The organism is Streptomonospora sp. PA3, from assembly GCF_009728995.1.
Taxonomy (GTDB): Bacteria; Actinomycetota; Actinomycetes; order Streptosporangiales; family Streptosporangiaceae; genus Streptomonospora.
This window is the reverse complement of the sequence record NZ_VTZW01000009.1, coordinates 378,735-396,357: the sequence shown is the minus strand read 5'-3', so window position 1 is coordinate 396,357 and position 17,623 is coordinate 378,735. Positions and strand designations below refer to the sequence as shown.

Below are 17,623 nucleotides of genomic sequence, written 5' to 3'. Positions count from 1 at the left end.
CGGGCATGGGCGCCGTCATCGGCGGTACCGCGCGCCCACGCGGTCCCAGCCGCGGCGCGGCGCCTGACCGCCGAGCCGATCCTCGCGGCTGCGGTAGACGATGTAGGGGCGCCACAGGTAGCCGACGGGCACGCTGAATACGTGCACCAGCCGGGTGAAGGGCCACAGCGCGAACAGCAGCATCGCCGTCAGCCCGTGGGCCTGGAACGTGAACGGGGCCTCGGCCATCAGCGCGGGGTGCAGGTCGAAGAGGAAGACCCCGCGGAACCACACCGAGACCCCCTCGCGGTAGTCGTAGTGGCCGACGATGTTGCCGACCACGGTGTTGGCCAGCCCCAGCAGGATCACGATCGCCAGGACGAGGTACATGAGCTTGTCCATGCGCGTGGTGGCGCTGAAGACGGGGCCGACGGTCCGGCGCCGGTAGATGAGGATTGCCATCCCCACGACGGTGCAGAAGCCGGCCACCGCCCCGACGCCTACGGCCATGACGTGGTACAGCGCCTCGGAGACGCCGACGGCCGCGGTCCAGCTCTTGGGGATGCCCAGTCCCATGACGTGCCCGAGGAACACGGCCAGGATGCCGAAGTGGAACAGCGGGCTGCCCCACCGCAGCAGCCGGCTCTCGTACAACTGGGACGAGAGCGTGGTCCAGCCGAACTTGTCGTAGCGGTAGCGCCAGTAGTGGCCGACGGCGAAGACCGCGAGGCAGGCGTAGGGGACGACGACCCACAGGACGAGGTCGAGGGTTGTTGTCATGAGCGCGCTTCCATGTAGTCCGGTGGGGCGAAGGGTTCGAGGCCGACCTCCTCGTCCGGCGGACCTTCGGCGGCCAGCCGGGCCACCGCCTCGCGCAGGCGCTCGGTCAGCGGCGGCAGGGTGGCGCTCACCGCCGACAGCGCGCCCGCATACGGCGATCCGGCGTCGGTCAGGGCCAGGTGCAGCAGTTCCAGCCCGGCCCGGTGCTGGACGAGCAGGCGCCCGCCGGCGTCGGGATCGGCGGTGGCGGCGAACTCCAGCACGACGCACAGGTGGTCGGGCAGCTCCTCGGTGTCGACGTCGAAGCCCGAGGCGTGGTAGGCGTGGGTGAACCCCAGGAGCGCGGTGCCGCGCTTGCGGGTGTCGCCGTAGGCGTAGTAGGTCAGGTGCAGGCAGCAGCGGCGGCGCAGGTCGAACGTCTCCACATACTCCTCGGCCAGGCTCCGCTGCGGTGTCCGCTCCAGGTGGTCGAGGAGCCCGCCGAGGTGTCCGCGCACCGGCTCGGGCAGCTCCGCCGCCGCTGTGCGCAGGTCCGGCAGGACGGCGACGAGCCGCTCGTCGGGGTAGTCCAGCGCGAAGGCGGCGACCCGGTGGGTCAGCGCACGCTGGCGCTCGGTGATCGGTTGGCGGCGCAGGGCGCGCAGGATCCGGCTCATGGCTTGGGGTCCGTCTCGCCGCCGGGGTCGGTGCCGTCCATGCGCTCGGGCGCGCCGCGCTCGTTTCCGGGTGCGGGCGGGAACAGCCCTTCGGGCCGTCCCTTGCCGTCCCAGTTGAGCAGGTTGACGCGCTTCTCCTTGTCCTCGGGGTCGGCGAGTGTGTTGGTGGTCTGGCGCTGCTTGAGCGCCTGGAAGTTCTCCACGGCGATGGGCGTCGTCCCGCCGGATCCCTCGCCGAAGGGTCCCCAGCCGCCCATCCCCGGGCCGCCCTCGTAGTCGAGGCTGCACTCGGTGGCGAGTTCCTCCAAGCCGTGGGCCTGTTCGGCGTGGGCGGGCGGGATGACGTAGCGCTCCTCGTATTTGGCCAGGGCGAGCAGCCGGTACATGTCGTAGACCTGCTCGCCCTCCATGCCGACGGAGGCGGGGATGGACTCGTCGGGTTCGCGGCCCAGGTTGATGTCGCGCATGTAGGAACGCATCGCCGCCAGGCGCTTGAGCACGGCGGTGACCGGAGCCGTGTCCCCGGCGGTGAACAGTTCGGCGAGGTACTCCACCGGGATGCGCAGGTGCTCGATGGCGGCGAAGAGGTTGCCGCTGTTCTCGGCGTCCTCGCCGGTCTCGGAGACGGCGTCGACGACCGGCGACAGCGGCGGGATGTACCAGACCATGGGCATGGTGCGGTACTCCGGATGCAGTGGGAGCGCCACCTCGTAGCGGTTGATCAGCGACCAGATGGGCGAGCGCTGGGCGGCCTCGATCCAGTCGCGGGGGATCCCCGAGCGCTCGGCCTCGCGGATCACCTCGGGGTCGTCGGGGTCCAGCAGGACGCTGCGCTGGGCGTCGAGCAGCTTGCGGTCGTCCTCGACGGAGGCCGCCTCCAACACCGCGTCGGCGTCGTAGAGCACCAGGCCGATGTAGCGCAGCCGCCCCACGCAGGTCTCGGCGCACACGGTGGGCAGCCCCACCTCGATCCGGGGAAAGCAGAAGGTGCACTTCTCGGCTTTTCCGGTGCGGTGGTTGAAGTAGATCTTCTTGTAGGGGCATCCGGTGACGCACTTGCGCCAGCCGCGGCAGGTGTCCTGGTCGACCAGGACGATGCCGTCCTCGCTGCGCTTGTAGATCGCCCCGGACGGGCAGGAGGCGGCGCACGAGGGGTTGAGGCAGTGCTCGCAGATCCGGGGGAGGTAGAACATGAACGTCTGCTCGAATTCGAGCTTGACCTTGTCCGACACCTTCTGCAGCACGGGGTCGGACGGAGCGAGTTCGGTGCTGCCGGCCAGGTCGTCGTCCCAGTTGGCGCTCCAGGAGATGCTCATCTCCTTGCCCGTGATCAGCGACTTGGGGCGGGCGACGGGGGTGTGCTCCTGCAGCGGGGCGTTGGTCAGGGTCTCGTAGTCGTAGGTCCAGGGCTCGTAGTAGTCCTGGATGGAGGGCATCTTGGGGCTGGAGAAGATGGTCATGAGGTTCTTCAGCCGGTTGCCCGCCTTGAGCTTGAGACGGCCCCGCTTGTTCAGCGTCCAACCGCCCTGCCAGCGTTCCTGGTCCTCGTAGGTGCGGGGATAGCCCTGCCCGGGCCGGGTCTCGACGTTGTTGAACCAGACGTACTCCATGCCGCTGCGGTTGGTCCACGTCTGCTTGCAGGTGACAGAGCAGGTATGGCACCCGATGCATTTGTCGAGGTTCATCACCATCGCCATCTGGGCCATGACGCGCATCAGTACTGCACCTCCTGGGAGCGCCGGCGGATCACGGTCACCTCGTCGCGCTGGTTTCCGGTCGGGCCGATGTAGTTGAACGCGTAGCTGAACTGCGCGTAGCCGCCGATGAGGTGGCTGGGCTTGATCAGCAGGCGGGTGGCGGAGTTGTGGATACCGCCGCGCTTTCCCGAGGTCTCCGACCTGGGGACGTCGATGAGCCGGTCCTGGGCGTGGTACATGTACACGGTCCCCTCGGGCATCCGGTGCGAGACGATCGCGCGGGCCACCACCACGCCGTTGCGGTTGACCGCCTCGATCCACTCGTTGTCGGACACCCCGACCTTGGCGGCGTCGGCCACGCTCATCCAGATCGTCGGGCCCCCGCGGGACAGACTCAACATCAGCAGGTTGTCCTGGTACTCCGAATGGATCGACCACTTGTTGTGCGGAGTCAGGTAGCGCACGGCCACCCCCAGCTCCCCGGTGTCCCCGATCGCCGGCTCGCCGAACAGGGCGTGCATGTTCAGCGGCGGCCGGTAGACCGGCAGGTTCTCGCCGACCTCGGCCATCCAGTCGTGGTCGAGGAAGAAGTGCTGGCGTCCGGTGAGGGTGTGCCAGGGCTTCTCGCGCTCGACGTTGACGGTGAAGGGCGAGTACCGCCGTCCGCCGGTCTCGCTGCCCGACCACTCCGGGGAGGTGATGACGGGGACCGGTGCGGCCTGGACGTCGGCGAAGGTGATCTGCTTGCCTTCGTGCTCGGCCGCGAGGTCGGCCATCGGCGTTCCGGTGCGCGCCTCCAGAGTGCGGAATCCCTGGGCGGCCAAGTGCCCGTTGGTGGTGCCCGACAGCGCCAGGATCGCTTCGCACATGTGGACGTCGCGGGACAGCGCGGGGCGGCCGTCGGCGGGCCCGCCGCGCACAGTTCCGTTCTTGTGGGAGAGGTGGTCCACCTCCCGGGAGACGTCGAAGGTCACCCCCTTGGTGGTCGCCCCCAGCCGGTCCAGCAGCGGGCCGAGCGCCCCCATCCTGGCCGCCACGGCCGGGTAGTCCCGCTCGACCGCAACGAGCTTGGGCATGGTCGATCCGGGAACCGGCTCGCATTCGCCCGTCTTCCAGTCCCGCACCCGCCCGTGCGGGGTGGCGAGCTCGTCGGGCGTGTCGTGGGTGAGCGGGGCGGCGACCACGTCCGTGCGCACCCCGAGGTGGTCCGCTGCCAGTCTGCTGAAGGCGCGCGCGAGTCCGGAGAAGGCGTCGAAGTCGGTGCGGGTCTGCCACGGCGGGGCGATGGCCGGGTTGAACGGGTGGACGAAGGGGTGCATGTCGGTGGTGTTGAGATCGTGCTTCTCATACCAGGTCGCCGCCGGCAGCACGATGTCGGAGAAGACCGTGGTGCTGGTCATCCGGAAGTCCAGGGACAGCAGCAGGTCGAGCTTGCCGGTCGGGGCCTCGTCGCGCCAGACGACGTCGGACGAGCGCGCCTCCGGCGGAGTCTCCTCTGCCCGCACGGACGCGTCGGTGCCCAGCAGGTGCTTGAGGAAGTACTCGTTGCCCTTGGCCGAGCTGCCGAGCAGGTTGGCGCGCCACACCGTCAGCACACGCGGGAAGTTCTCCGGAGCATCGGGGTCCTCGCAGGCGAACCGCAGGCGGCCGGCCTTGAGCTCCCGGGGGACGTATTCCGACACCGGGAGGCCGGCCTTCTCGGCATCGTCGGCCAAATGCAGCGGGTTGCGGTCGAAGGTCGGGTAGGAGGGCATCCACCCCAGGCGCGCGGACTGGGCGATCACATCGGCGGTGGACTTGCCCGAGAGGGCGCCCCGGCCGTCGGCGGCGGCCAGCGTGTCGGCGCCGAAGGCGTCGTAGCGGAACTGGTCGGTGTGCAGGTACCAGTAGGCCGTCTGCACCATCTGGCGCGGCGGGCGCGACCAGTCCAGCGCGGCGGCGAGCTGGGTGTAGCCGGTGATCGGGCGCACCTTCTCCTGGCCGACGTAGTGCGCCCAGCCGCCGCCGTTGACACCCTGGCAGCCGGTCAGCGTCGTCAAGGTGAGGAAGGCCCGGTAGATCGTGTCGGAGTGGAACCAGTGGTTGGTTCCCGCCCCCATGATGATCATCGAGCGGCCGCGCGACTCCTCCGCATTGGCGGCGAACTCGCGGCCGATGCGCTCGGCCTTGTCGGCCGCGACACCGGTGAGGGACTCCTGCCAAGCGGGGGTGCAGGGCTGGCCGGCGTCGTCGTAGCCGCTGGGCCAGCTCCCGGGTAGGCCGTCGCGGCCCACGCCGTACTGGGCCAGCAGCAGGTCGTAGACCGTGGTGACCAGGTGCCCGCCGACCTCCCGCACCGGAACGCCGCGGCGCGTGGTCGCGGCCTCGCCGCCGGGCCCGTCGAATCGGGGCAGGTCGAGGGGTGCCGTTTCGCCGCCCTGCCGGTAGAGGGTGAGCAGCGGTCGGGTGTCGCCGAGAGCCAGATTCCACCTGCCGGCTCCCCCGTCGCCGTAGCGGAAGCCGAGCGAGCCGTTGGGCACGACGGGCTCGCCGGTGCGCTCGTCGATCAGCACGGTCTTGAACGCCGCGTGCTCCGCGCCGGCGCCGTCATCGGCACGTCCGCCGACGCCGTCCAGGTCGGCGGCGGTGAGGAACTTTCCCGGCCGGTAGGAGTCGCCCTCGGGATCGAGACGCACCAGAAACGGCAGGTCGGTGTAGCGCTTGACGTAGTCGTCGAAGTAGGGCGTCGTGCGGTCGACGAAGAACTCCTTGAGCACCATGTGGCCCATGGCCATGGCCAGGGCTCCGTCGGTGCCGGGTTGGGCGGGCAGCCACTCGTCGGCGAACTTGGTGCTGTCGGCGAAGTCCGGGGAGACGACCACCACCTTCTGCCCCCGGTAGCGCGCTTCGGCCATCCAGTGCGCGTCGGGGGTGCGGGTGACCGGAACATTGGAGCCCCACATGATCAGATAGCCCGCGTCCCACCAGTCGCCCGACTCGGGGACGTCGGTCTGGTCGCCGAACACCTGCGGCGAGGCGACGGGCAGGTCGGCGTACCAGTCGTAGAACGACAGCATCGCCCCGCCGATCAGCGAGTAGAAGCGGGAGCCGGCCGCCTGGGAGACCATCGACATCGCCGGGATCGGGGAGAACCCGGCGAGCCGGTCGGGACCGAAATCCTTGATGGTGTGCACGTGGGCGGCGGCGGCCATCTCCTCCGCCTCTTCCCAGGTGGCGCGCACCAGTCCGCCTTTGCCGCGGGCGGCCTTGTAGCGGCGGGAGCGCTCGGGATCGGAGACGATGTCGGCCCAGGCCAGGACCGGGTCGCCGGTGCGCTGCTTGGCCTCGCGGTACATTTCCAGCAGCAACCCGCGCACGTAGGGGTAGCGCACCCGGGTCGGCGAGTAGGTGTACCAGGAGAACGCCGCTCCCCGGGGGCAGCCGCGCGGCTCGTACTCGGGGCGGTCCGTGCCCACCGACGGATAGTCGGTCTGCTGGCCCTCCCAGGTGATGATCCCGTCTTTGACGTAGACCTTCCACGAACAGGAGCCGGTGCAGTTGACTCCGTGCGTGGAGCGCACCACCTTGTCGTGGCTCCACCGGTCCCGGTAGAAGGTGTCCGCATCGCGGCCGCCGCTGCGGTGCGCCGTGCGCAGATCCGCCGAGACCTCCCGCGGGCGCAGGAACCTCCGGGTCCGCAGCAGGGTTTCGGTGACAGGGCCGTCCAATCCCGGATCGGTATCGCCCGCAGTGTCGCCGCCTGACTGCTTTGTCACGTTGAGACCTTCCTGCGTCGCCTGAACCGCTCCCAACCGCCGCACTCAGGGAGCGCCGTAGATCGTCTGAAACGCATCGCCGTGCACGGCGGAAGCCGCTCCCGGCGCGGCCGTCCGGCCGATCTCTGCCACCTCATCAGCTCACCGGCACCGGCTCACAGGGCCGATCGTCCGTGGCGGCAGGACGAAGGTCCCGTCGCCGCGCCGGGAGCCGTGCAGGTGGAGCCGCAAGTGACTACGGTCGGCTTGGGGCAGAGCCGCGCCGACCAGATGCAAGCGACAAGAAGGAGATCGGACACACGCTGGACCGAGCATGCCGATGGCCGCGGCGGGGCCCGCGTGCGATCCGGACTCGCCTCAGGCAGGCGGCGCCTATCGTGAAGCATGCGCTTGACCGAGAGGTGCCCGAGGACTGCGGACATCAACATCTGCGGCCCGCTGCCCTTCATTCGCGACCTCCGCAGCCGGTTGCTGAGCGCACCCGTACCAGCGCGCGCCGCCCACTATGAGGTGTTCTGCCCAGATCTCTGCATACCCGACAACGCAAACGCGCGCCCGGCCACCGCCGATCATCCCGAGAGAGTCGACCGGTGACGCGCGTGGCGGCCACCGGCCCAATTTTCCAGGTCCTGAACATGTGGGCGTAGGCCGCAGTGATCGTGGCAAGCAGGCAGACGGTCGCGACAGTCGCTCCACCGCGGCATCGGCGAGTCCTGAAAGGCGCGGTCACCCGCAGCGTCCCGTGATGGGCGGCGCAGCCGCATTCTCAGGGGCGTTTTCCAACGGGCGGCGCTTGTTGATTGGGTGGGCTTTCCTGGATCTCTACGGGGTGGTGACCAGCACTATCACCCGCTGCGAGTTCCGGACCTCCCCGGCTTGAGCCCACCATTACCGCAGGTTCGTGACGCCTTGGTAATGGGCGGTGCGGGCGCTACCCGTCGTGGGGTACTCGAGCAGCACCAGGCCCTGTGCCGTAGCTTCGTGCTGGACGAGCCGCAGGCCTGCCGCCGGGCTCGGATGTGTGAGCAGGCGCCGCCCCGAGCCGATCACTACGGGGGCCATCACGAGGCGCAGGGTGTCGACGACGCCCGCGGAGAGCAGGGTGCCGGCGAGGCGGGCACTGCCGTGAACCTGGAGATCGCGTCCTGGCCGCTCGGCGATCTCGCGGACGGCCTTCGCGGGGTCGCCGCGAAGTACGGTGGTCGGGGACCAGGTCCCGGTCGCTATCGTGTTCGACACGACGTATTTGGGAAGGCGGTGCCGTCTGCCGTGCAGACTTGCATCGGACCACGACTCCTAACGCAAGGCCCTGCGCTCTATTGCTCGCGGCACTTCGAGTTGCGGATTCAGCCGTCGGCGAAACGGGGAGTCCGCGCGGGCCACCACGTGCGGGCTCCGATGTCCAGCGCCAAGGCAGGCAGCAAGATCGACCGCACAACGAGGGTGTCCAGCAAGACACCGAATGCCACAAGGAACGCGAGCTGGACCAGGAACAATAGCGGGATCACCGCCAAGGCGGCGAAAGTCGCGGCCAGTACGACGCCGGCGGAGGTGATGACGCCCCCGGTCACGGTGAGAGCGCGTAGCATCCCCGCATGATTGCCATGGCGGAGGACCTCCTCCCGCGCTCGGGTCATGAGGAAGATGTTGTAGTCGACTCCCAGGGCTATGAGGAACACGAACGCATACAGCGGGACGGCCGGATCGACCCCGGGAAACGCCAGCAGGTGGTCGAACACCAACGCTCCGACGCCCAGCGTGGCGGCGAAAGATAGCACGGTAGTGGACACGAGCAGAATCGGCGCGACGATCGAACGCAGCAGGGCGATAAGCACTGCCAGGACGACGGCCAGCACCAGCGGCACGATGACCACGAGGTCGCGCTCGGCGCTTTCCAGCGTGTCCAGCTTGGTCGCGCTGCTCCCACCCACGAGCGCATCGGCCCCCTGCACCCCGTGGACGGTACCGCGCAGGTCGTCGAGGGTGTCCAGGGCCCGCTCGGATTCGGCCGGTGCGGCCAGGTCGGCCTCGATCAGGACCGTACCGTCGACGACCATCGGCTCGCCGTTCGGAGCGACGGCCTGGGGTCCGACGACGCCCTCCACCCCTTCTGCCGCTTCGACAACCTCGGTCCGATCCTCGGCGTCGGCGGTGATCAACGCGGGTTCGGCCGAGGCCGTCTCCCCGAAGCCGCGCTGGAGCACCTGCCGTCCCTCGACTGCCTCCACCTCGGTGCGGAAGACCTCGGACTGGGCGGTCCCCTCGGCTTCGAACTGCACGGTGAAGACCGCGCCCAGCGCCAGTACCGCGGCGGTGCCCACCCACCACGTGCGCGGGCGCCGGCCGAGCACCGCCGCGACGCCGCCCCACATCCGGTGGCGGGCCAGCACGTCGCCGGTGGAATCGGAGTCGGTGCCGCCCCGGTAGCGAGGACGTACCGGCCAGAACGCCGCCCGCCCCGTCAGCAGCAGGACCGCCGGCAAGAATGTCAACGCCGATGCCAGGGCACAGGCGATCCCCACTGCGGCAACCGGGCCCAGGCTGCGGTTGGAGGACAGTTCGCTGGCCAGCAGGCAGAGCACACCCAGGATCACGGTCACCCCCGAAGCTGCGATCGCACCCGCGGAACCGCGCAGAGCCGCGCCGATGGCACGCGTCGGCCGACGGTAGAGGGAGAGCGCCTCACGATAGCGGGCCACCAGCAGTAGTGCGTAGTCGGTGCAGGCGCCCACCACCAGAATGAACAGGATGCCCTGGCTCTGGCCGTTGAGCGTCAGCCACCCGGCATCGGCCGCAGCGTAGATCAGGGCGCCAGCCAATGCGAGGGCGAGCACCGACGATGTGATCACCAGCAGCGGCAGTGTCGGGGAGCGGTAAACCGCGACCAGGATGGCGAAGACGGCGCCCAGAGCGACCGCGAGCAGGGTCGTGTCGATACCCGCGAAAGCCGCCGACAGATCGGCGGCGAAACCCGCGGGTCCCGTGACATACGCCCGCGGTTGCGCACCTCCGTGTTCCAGCGCCGAGCGCAGGTCGTTCACCGCCGCCTCGGTATCGGCGTCCTCGGAGACTGGCACGACGAGCTGGGCCACACTCGGGTCCTCGTCACCGGGAATCGGGCCGGCGACCGTGCCCGACGTCCAGTCGAACTCCGAGATCCGCTCGCCGTCCTCGGCGATCGCGGCCAATTCCGCGCGTCCCAGATCGGCAGAGCCCTCGTAGACCACCACCGCGGGGATTGTGTCCGCCCGAAACCGCTCGGCGATGTTCTGCACCTTCGTGGATTCAGCGCTGACGGGGAGGAAGGCGGAGCTGTCGTTGATCTGCACCTCGCCGAGCCGTCCGAGGAAGGAGCCCAGCGACCCTGCACCGACCAGCCACACCAGCGCCAGCAGGGCGGCCATCGCGTATAGGAAACGCGCTCGCCTGGAGCCCATTCAGGTCTCCTCTTGCCTCGGATGCACTGAGAGGCCTCTACCCCGAGCCGCATACAGGTTCTGCACCCTGTCGACTCCCGATGCGACCATCGGCTGAACGAGCACGCCGCGCCCCCGGGCTTCGAAGCAGCTCGTAAACCGCACCGCGCTCTGCAGGGGCCCACCCGGGAGGCGCCGAAGCGGCGGCCGGAACGTCACACGTCGCAGATCCCGGGATGCCGAGCTGGCCCTCGTCCTCCTCATCACACCGCGTCGCAATCGCGTCATCCCCGCACCCGCGGGGGTCTCCCGATGCGGGAGTCCTGCAGCACCTCGATGAGGTTGTCGTCCCCGCATGCTTCCGACTTCCGATAAGTCCCAGTTACCGAGGGTCAGTGGTTCGCCCACGAGAGACCGGCGAGCGGAATTTCCCCTCCCCCCACCTCAACGCTTCCGCCACAACCAGCCGTCTTTCAGTGCCCCGGCCTCGTCCAACAGCCGCACCCGCTGACCCGAAACCGCGATACGCCCGGCCGCCAGCGAGCGGCTACCCGTCGCCCTCGTGTCCGTTGTGGCAACGATAGGTGGCCGGAGGCCCTTTGACCGTGCTCGTCGACTATCGCCAACACCTGGTCACCCAGCCACTACTCCGAACCACCATTGACTGCAGGCGCACGGTCGCCATGGTCCCGGCCTCGGGGTCTGGAAGTGGCCATACCTGAGGACGACGGCCACGAGGCCTCCGCCGAAGAGCAGGACACACTACGCCCTTCGGCGCCCGCCGAGCAGGAGCGAGGCGCCCGACTGAAAGCCATCAGACAAGGGCAAGGACCCACGGCGCGCACGGCGCGGCGACTCGCCCCTTCCGCCAGCGTGGGCCAATCAGGAGTCAGGACGCACCCCATCGTCACACGCCGGGCAGTCTTCGATCTCAATGTCGTTGACGGTTCTGCAGTCGCGACAAGTCCAATGAATCGGTGCGGGAAGCGCTTTACGTGCATCCTTTGGCCGGACGGACAAGTCGGCGTCTCGGTACAGCGAATCCCTGATCGATCCGTCAAAGTCGAGTTCCGAAGCCACCGAGATCGTCATTTGTGCGGCGTAGCGGTAGTCCGCCGAATCGGAGTGAGCGGCTTGCGCCAACAGCCGCTCACTCTCGTCCCCAGCGGTGAGGATCGCCACCGTGTACAGCAGCCCTGCACGCTGCAAAGGCCAGTCCGACATGTCCTTGTCGAAAAGTTCCCGACTATTCAATAAGGGCGGGTTCACGTTGACCAAGACGTTCGCCGCCGAGTACGCGATCCAATTGGAATCTGCTTCCAGACATGACAGCAACGTTCGCTGCTGCTCGGCCCTGAGCGCCGGGCCTGGATTGGTTGACAGCGACAGTTTAGCCAGTGGTCTTGTGGAGGCGACAAACCAGTCGTCACTCACAGGGCTGGTTCCGTTTTCCTCTTCACTGACCCGTTGGAGATGTTGGGCTTGGCTCGCTACCACTGACTTGTCGATCCCGTAGGCGTCAGCGATCGCGTCGAGCCAGGAACGTCGAGTCTGCGGGCTGTCATGGACGAACGCTCGATCAAATTCGCGGGCCGCAATCTCAGGGTAACCGGTCGCTGCGAGTAGATCACCCAAATCGGTGAGTGACCAAAATCCGCCGCCGACCGGATCTGGGCCCGGGTCAGCGAGCGAGCTGAGGTCGGCGACAAGTGCGTCCTTGCGCTCTTCCTGGGTCGACATCCAGTCGCGGATTGCGCCAAAGTTTCGCCACCGCCGGCTGGTCTCGATGCCCGCACGTGCAAGTGCGGCGACAATCTTGTCGCCGACGCCGTGAGTGGCGTGCATCGCGATCTGAAACACCCGCTCACCCGAATCCTCGGCAAGTTCATCAAGGCGGCTGACTGCAGCCAACGCGACCTGAGCCAGTCCAGGTGCGAGTTGACCTCCACCGACGAATGCGGCCCTTCGGCGGCTCTCTTGGACTATCTCCGCCTCTGGCGGCATCGGGATGGCTAGTGCGGCGTGGACAGCGGTGATACCCGTTTCGCCCAATGGGCGGTTGTCTGTCGTCGCGTCGGTCAGCTCGCACAGTGCTGCCGCGATCGTCTCAGCACGGTCATCAAGCCCAGCCTCTGCGATCAGGGTGGCACGCTGGTGTCTGTACTCGGCCGGAAGTGCGAGCAGGCAGGCGGCTTGAACGAAGGGCCATGGGCCGGGATCGCGTGTCTTGTCCCAAAGCGTAGGAAACTTACTCGGAGGGGTCCGAGGACCGCGCCGTGCCGGTAGGCCGCTTTCGCGCGAGTTGACTACTCCAGTGGTGAGCTGATTGAGCGTACGTTCCGATTCGCGGGGTGTGAGCATCACGATTCCACGGCTCGCGAGATCGGCCGCCATGAGAGTGGCTTCCTGTCGGCCGGTGGCCCCGACGTCGAGGAGTGCTCCGAGAGTTCGCGGGTCGAGTCCGGCGGCGAGTGCGATGGCGCCATCGGAATCGGTGTGGACGAGGGCGTCGCTCAGCCAGTTTGTGAGTTGCTCCTGCTCGCACGTGGTCGTCCACATCGCGGTGGCGATTTCGGCGAACACCTTGCTGCGAGTCGTGAGTTCGTCTGCGGCGTTGACGACAAAAACCGCGACATGTTCGTCCCAGAAGCGGAGTATCTGTTCTGCGATCTCCTGAGCTTGGGCGGGTGGCATCGCCCAGTGGTCGGGGTCTCTCAGCATCTGGCTCACGGATTGCAGGGCGTCGGCGCGTGAGGGAGTCGTCCCGCCGTCGAGGATGCGTCCGAGCACAATGAATCCCTGGAGCAGCATGGTCGCGGACAGTACGGGAGACCACGGTCGGGTCGGGTCCAGAGTCCCGCGCGTCTGCTCCCATCTGTGGACAGATTGTTCGACCGCCCGGTGCAGCAGTGTGGCGCGCCCCTTCGGAAGGTCGGCGTCCGAGGCATCGGCACAGATCAGTGCCAGCAGGATGGCCAGAAGCGGCACCGTGAGGAGATGGTCGTGCTGATCCTTGGCGTCTCTTATCCACGCGCGCCGGGTTTCCAACCAGGCGTCCCGGTCGGCCTCCGCGACGCGCGCATCAGCGCACGCCACGAGGACACGGTCGACGGTTTCGCTGAGGTCTCGTGGAGGGGCCAGATCCACTCGCGGGAGTCCGAGACGGGTGGCGGGAATCCGGGCGTTGGCCCGTGTTGCCAGAACGAAGCCGGCTTTGGGGTGCAGGGAGTCAAGAAGGTCGGCGAGCTGCTGGGCGACCCACGGGGCGTGAGCGCCGCACTCATCTAGCCCGTCGCACAGGAGGATGGCGCGGCCAGCGGCGAGTTCTCTCGACAGGTATTCGGCCAGCGGAACGCGCTGGTCGAGGCTGACCACGGGGGCTGTGGCCCCGTCGATGACGCCGTCGATTGTCAAGCGCTCGGGCTGCTGCTTCATCAAGCGGGGCAACGACACCCGTATCGGGATGGGGGCGTGCGGGTGGATAGCGCAGTGCGCGGCGATCTCGCGCAATGCGACAGACTTGCCGGATCCCGGCTGTCCCACAATCAGCATGCGTCGCCAGCGCCTCACGTACCGCAGCAGGTCCTCAGGCGTTCGTTCGCTCTCCACGTCAATCTGGAGATTGTGGATGAGGCCGTCGATGACGACAGGGGCAAGATCCTCGGCGAGCAGACTAAGGTCGATTCGTCCAGCATCTGCCTTCAACCGGTTGCAGTAGGTGCGGACGGCGGCCAGCCGAGACGCCGCCCGCATGCCAGCCGGCCCGCCTTGGTCGGCTACTACCGTCAATCCAGCGTTGTTCAAGGCCGTGACCCAGTCGTCAATGCCGCTTCCCAGTGCCTCGCCAGCCTGTCGATGAAAGAAGTCGGATAGGGTGTTCACCGCCAACGGCCCTTTATTGTCGGCAACGGCAAGATCCATCAGCGCCACCAAGAGGGCTCGGGACGTTTCTGATCGGGTCGAATCAGGCAGGTGCAGGACACGTGCCCGGTCTAGGACCAAATCGCGAATGTTCTCAGGGAGTAGGTCGTCAAGGGCCTTGAGGGCATCGCGCTCGTCCTTCGTCTCCATCTGCAGCCCAGCCCTGTGTCGCCGCAGTACTCGCTGGAGATCCTTGGCAGCCCCGGTGAAGTCTTCGCCCGCGATTACGAGCAAGTCACCGGGACCCAACGAGGGGACCTGCGCGACCCAGCCGGCGACGGTCTCATTGAGCGGTGGGCCCTTGGAAACGTTGCGTTTTGCGGACACATACGCGCGGCGCCCATCGGAAAAGGTGACTCGGATGTCATCGGTCGGGTCGCTGGTCTCGAAGTCGAGCCGAACGGGATCAATGCCCTCCGGGAGATCCAGATCGGAGACCGAGCGGCTTCGGAGCCCGTGCACTGCGAAGTGTGTAGCTACGGTGCACCGGAACACACTGCCGACCTCGTTAGCTTGTCCTGCCCGGCTCATCACGGCCCCCCTGAAAGCGCAGGGTCGGTATCTGTATGTCCGGCCTCGCGCGAACGCAGTTTGCAACAAGTCGTTGACCAAGTTGGACGCCAGTCCCCCTCGGCGCAAGCGCGCCCAGGAGGATTTACCTCGGGGCCCACACGACAATGCGGTGCTTCACGGGCAGCCCTCAGAGTGGGAACGAATGCGCACGGCAGTGGCCACCCGTCCAGGATTGCCCGGCGCGCCGAGGAGCTATGCGGCGGGCTTGATCCGGAGGCCATGGCGGCGGGGTTGCCGGAGGCGCTGTTGGACTGGGTGGACGAGGCAGATCCCGAGGAGTGTCGTCGAGTTCGTGGCTGACCTGGGAAGCGGGTCGATGCCGCACTCAGCGGCGCCTGACCTATGGGCGGAAGACCCAGCACGTTCCCAGCTTTCCTCGGGTGTCACTCCTCGATGTCGTCGCCCTCGAAGACGAAGTCGGGGTCCGCGGCCTCGAACACAAGGTTCTGGATCAGTTCCCACTTCGCGACCCGGCGGGCCAGCATCTTGCGGAATTCCTCGGGGCGGTTGCGCTCCTGCGAGCGCCGCATCATCTCCTCGGGGTCCATCGTCTCGGCGTGCTTCGCCAGGTACGGGATACGCGCGATCTCGGCGCGCACCGCCTCGGCCTCCTCCACGCTGGCGTACACGTCGTCGGCGTTGCGTTCGTGGTTGCATCCCCAATGCGCGATCTGCACGTTGTCGCGGGTTTCGGTTCCGCCCCCCGCGATGGAGCGAATGTGGTCGACCGAGGCAGCACGCGGGTCGGGATACCGGTACGAACGGTCGATAGGGTCGCGGCACAGCCCGCACACCCACCCATCCCGGTCCCCGATCTCGGCGCGGTCGATCTTCTCGACGGGGCCGTTGGCGCGCTTCCGCTCTTCGCGGAGCTGCTTCTGCCGGCGCCGGTGCTCGGCGGGGGTCATCTCCGGGTCGGCCACGGCATTTCCCCACTCCATCACGCTGACGAGCCACGCGGATACTTCGAGCTACACCCACGCGATGCCGCCGCGATCCGACGAGTCCACCACCATGATAGCGGCCAAGGCCAGGGCGGCGAGGGCGACGATACGACGGACGGCACCCTGCCACCCGTCGTCGTGGGGATCAGCCCGTCGGGGTGATTCACATGCGTCACCGTCCTTGGCGTGGTCCAGCTCCGGCCGGTATCCGGGGTCCCCGGTGTAGAGCGGGGCGGCGCCAGCGTCGCGCGCGTCACCGCACTAGTACACCGCCTTACCACCATCAGGGTCAGGCTCAGGCAGGTCCGATCTGTATCGAATGACGCGCCCGCGTCATCACCGCCGTCATTGGTCTCGCCAACGCCGTCATCGTGACCCAACGACTACTGAGCCTGGACCACCGACCGCTGGGTCGACCGGCCAGTCGGTCGACCGGAGAACCCCTTAGGCAACTCGAAGTGCCACTAGCTACGTGGCAGTGGCCAAGTAGGGTGGCTGTGCGGGGTGCTGCCGGATATTCTGCGTGCACTTGCTGAATCTGTGTTGCTCGAGAGGATCCACATGAGGATCGCTGTCTCCGTCGTGGCAGAGCCCAATGAAATCTTCGCTCGTCGGCGGGCGGCTGAGGGGGTCCTCGAGCTGGTCGGGTATACGATCGACCACGATCTGCCGCAACTTCGGCTCATGCCGCCAAGGGGGCCCTTCGGATCCACCATGGAAGCTCCGAGTGAATCACCTCGGGCCCGCGACGTGCGGATAGAGAACTTTTCAGTTGGCTTACTCGGCGTCAACGACGAGCCGTCGACCTCGCTTTCGTTGATGACCATGCGAGATGCTATTCGCGCTCACATCGCGTACATCGAAGCGCTACCCGGCGCCGTCTTCGACGACTCGATTGCCACATGACACCAGAGCTGTCCGGGGTTCCGGTGGTGGTGTTGGCCCTCGGAGTCTCGCTGCTCAGCTTCGGCGTCGCATTGGTCGCGCTCGGCTGGCAGATCACAAAGCATTTTCTTGACGGCGGCCGCGTGAATGTGTATCTGAACACTGCGGTCTGGGAGCCGGAGTTCAAGCTGGTCACGAACCACTCTGGCCGGCACCAGCTACAAGATGACGCCTCAGCCCGAAGCGTCACACACGGCAGGGCGCTCGAACTGGCGCAGCTCGTGGTTGAGAACCCTGGCCGAGTGCCGGTGACGATCTATTCTCCGGGGCTGAGCTTCAGCGGCCACGGAAAGAAGAAGCACTCCGTCGTGCCTCGGATGCTCGCGACGGGCGACTCGTTTGGCCCCAATAACGCAGTCACGGACACTGTCGTTCGTCTGGACCCCTACGATCGTGTGACGTTTCTTCTCGACTACTGGAGCGTTACGCCCAGCCTCCTGAAGGACGCGCCGACCGGCCGTGTCGTCGTGCGAGGTTATGTCGGTGTCGCTGGCCGGACGAGCCGACCGCAGAAGTCGAGTTGGAGACGGCGGTGGCGCATTACGCGCGGTATGTATACCGCGATCGAAGGGACGCCCGCGTTCACACCGCTAGCTGTGCTGTGGCGCGAAATGTACTTCCGCTTGCCGGAGCGCAGCGAAGGCGAAGCGGATCGTCACCCAAAAGCGGGCGCGCCGATTACTCGTGGGCTTGCCAACCACATCCTCGACAGTGCGATGTCGCGCTTCGAGCATCGGCCCGAACGCGATGAGCTGAAGAATGCCTTGGACGAGATCGCGAAGGAGCACGGCGATCGATTCCCCACACTCGGCACCATCCTCCTCGAGGGCTATGAAGCACTCGATCAGATGGAGGGCCACCTGACGGCGTGGACTGAGGGCCTGTTCTTCTGGAAGGACTGGCAGCGGCGCCATGGGGCGGAGACGGAGGAAGACGAGAATACGTAGGGCGTGGGGG

The 17,623-nt window shown here is 67.4% G+C and carries 10 protein-coding genes and 1 pseudogene; 2 read left to right on the top strand and 9 right to left on the bottom strand.

Annotation, left to right across the window (positions count from 1 at the left end; translation table 11 throughout):
- Positions 1-15 precede the first annotated feature (15 nt).
- The 9 genes and pseudogenes from narI to FZ103_RS26025 form a co-directional block, all read right to left on the bottom strand.
- Positions 16-759, bottom strand: coding sequence for a respiratory nitrate reductase subunit gamma (narI, locus tag FZ103_RS10105; protein ID WP_156000438.1), 744 nt, complete (start codon positions 757-759; stop codon positions 16-18).
- Complete coding sequence (gene narJ, locus FZ103_RS10100) at positions 756-1,415, bottom strand: nitrate reductase molybdenum cofactor assembly chaperone (protein ID WP_156000437.1); 660 nt, start codon at positions 1,413-1,415, stop codon at positions 756-758. The genes narI and narJ overlap by 4 nt, the downstream gene beginning before the upstream one ends.
- Positions 1,412-3,130 (bottom strand): nitrate reductase subunit beta, encoded by a 1,719-nt coding sequence (gene narH, locus FZ103_RS10095; protein ID WP_156000436.1) that lies wholly within the window; start codon positions 3,128-3,130, stop codon positions 1,412-1,414. The genes narJ and narH overlap by 4 nt, the downstream gene beginning before the upstream one ends.
- Complete coding sequence (locus FZ103_RS10090; protein ID WP_186356086.1) at positions 3,130-6,867, bottom strand: nitrate reductase subunit alpha; 3,738 nt, start codon at positions 6,865-6,867, stop codon at positions 3,130-3,132. The genes narH and FZ103_RS10090 overlap by 1 nt, the downstream gene beginning before the upstream one ends.
- An 888-nt stretch (positions 6,868-7,755) precedes the next feature.
- Positions 7,756-8,106: a dihydrofolate reductase family protein gene (locus FZ103_RS10085; RefSeq protein ID WP_343233460.1), complete on the bottom strand. Its 351-nt coding sequence runs from the start codon at positions 8,104-8,106 to the stop codon at positions 7,756-7,758.
- 107 nt (positions 8,107-8,213) lie between these two features.
- Positions 8,214-10,271, bottom strand: coding sequence for an MMPL family transporter (locus tag FZ103_RS10080; protein ID WP_156000434.1), 2,058 nt, complete (start codon positions 10,269-10,271; stop codon positions 8,214-8,216).
- Positions 10,272-11,165: 894 nt separating this feature from the next.
- The gene (locus FZ103_RS10075; RefSeq protein WP_222936629.1) at positions 11,166-14,666 is read right to left on the bottom strand and encodes an NACHT domain-containing NTPase; all 3,501 of its coding nucleotides are present in this window, start codon (positions 14,664-14,666) and stop codon (positions 11,166-11,168) included.
- A 494-nt stretch (positions 14,667-15,160) separates the two neighbouring features.
- Positions 15,161-15,700: an HNH endonuclease gene (locus tag FZ103_RS10070; protein WP_222936628.1), complete on the bottom strand. Its 540-nt coding sequence runs from the start codon at positions 15,698-15,700 to the stop codon at positions 15,161-15,163.
- Between the two features lie 48 nt (positions 15,701-15,748).
- A pseudogene (locus FZ103_RS26025) lies at positions 15,749-15,970 on the bottom strand (excalibur calcium-binding domain-containing protein); the annotation flags it as partial.
- Between the two features lie 312 nt (positions 15,971-16,282).
- Between FZ103_RS26025 and FZ103_RS10060 the strand changes: the two are divergent.
- Both FZ103_RS10060 and FZ103_RS10055 read left to right on the top strand, forming a co-directional pair.
- On the top strand, positions 16,283-16,627 hold the full coding sequence (locus FZ103_RS10060; protein ID WP_156000432.1) for a hypothetical protein: 345 nt from the start codon (positions 16,283-16,285) through the stop codon (positions 16,625-16,627).
- Entirely contained in the window at positions 16,624-17,613 is a 990-nt protein-coding gene (locus FZ103_RS10055) for a hypothetical protein (protein ID WP_156000431.1), read from the top strand. The genes FZ103_RS10060 and FZ103_RS10055 overlap by 4 nt, the downstream gene beginning before the upstream one ends.
- Positions 17,614-17,623 lie beyond the last annotated feature (10 nt).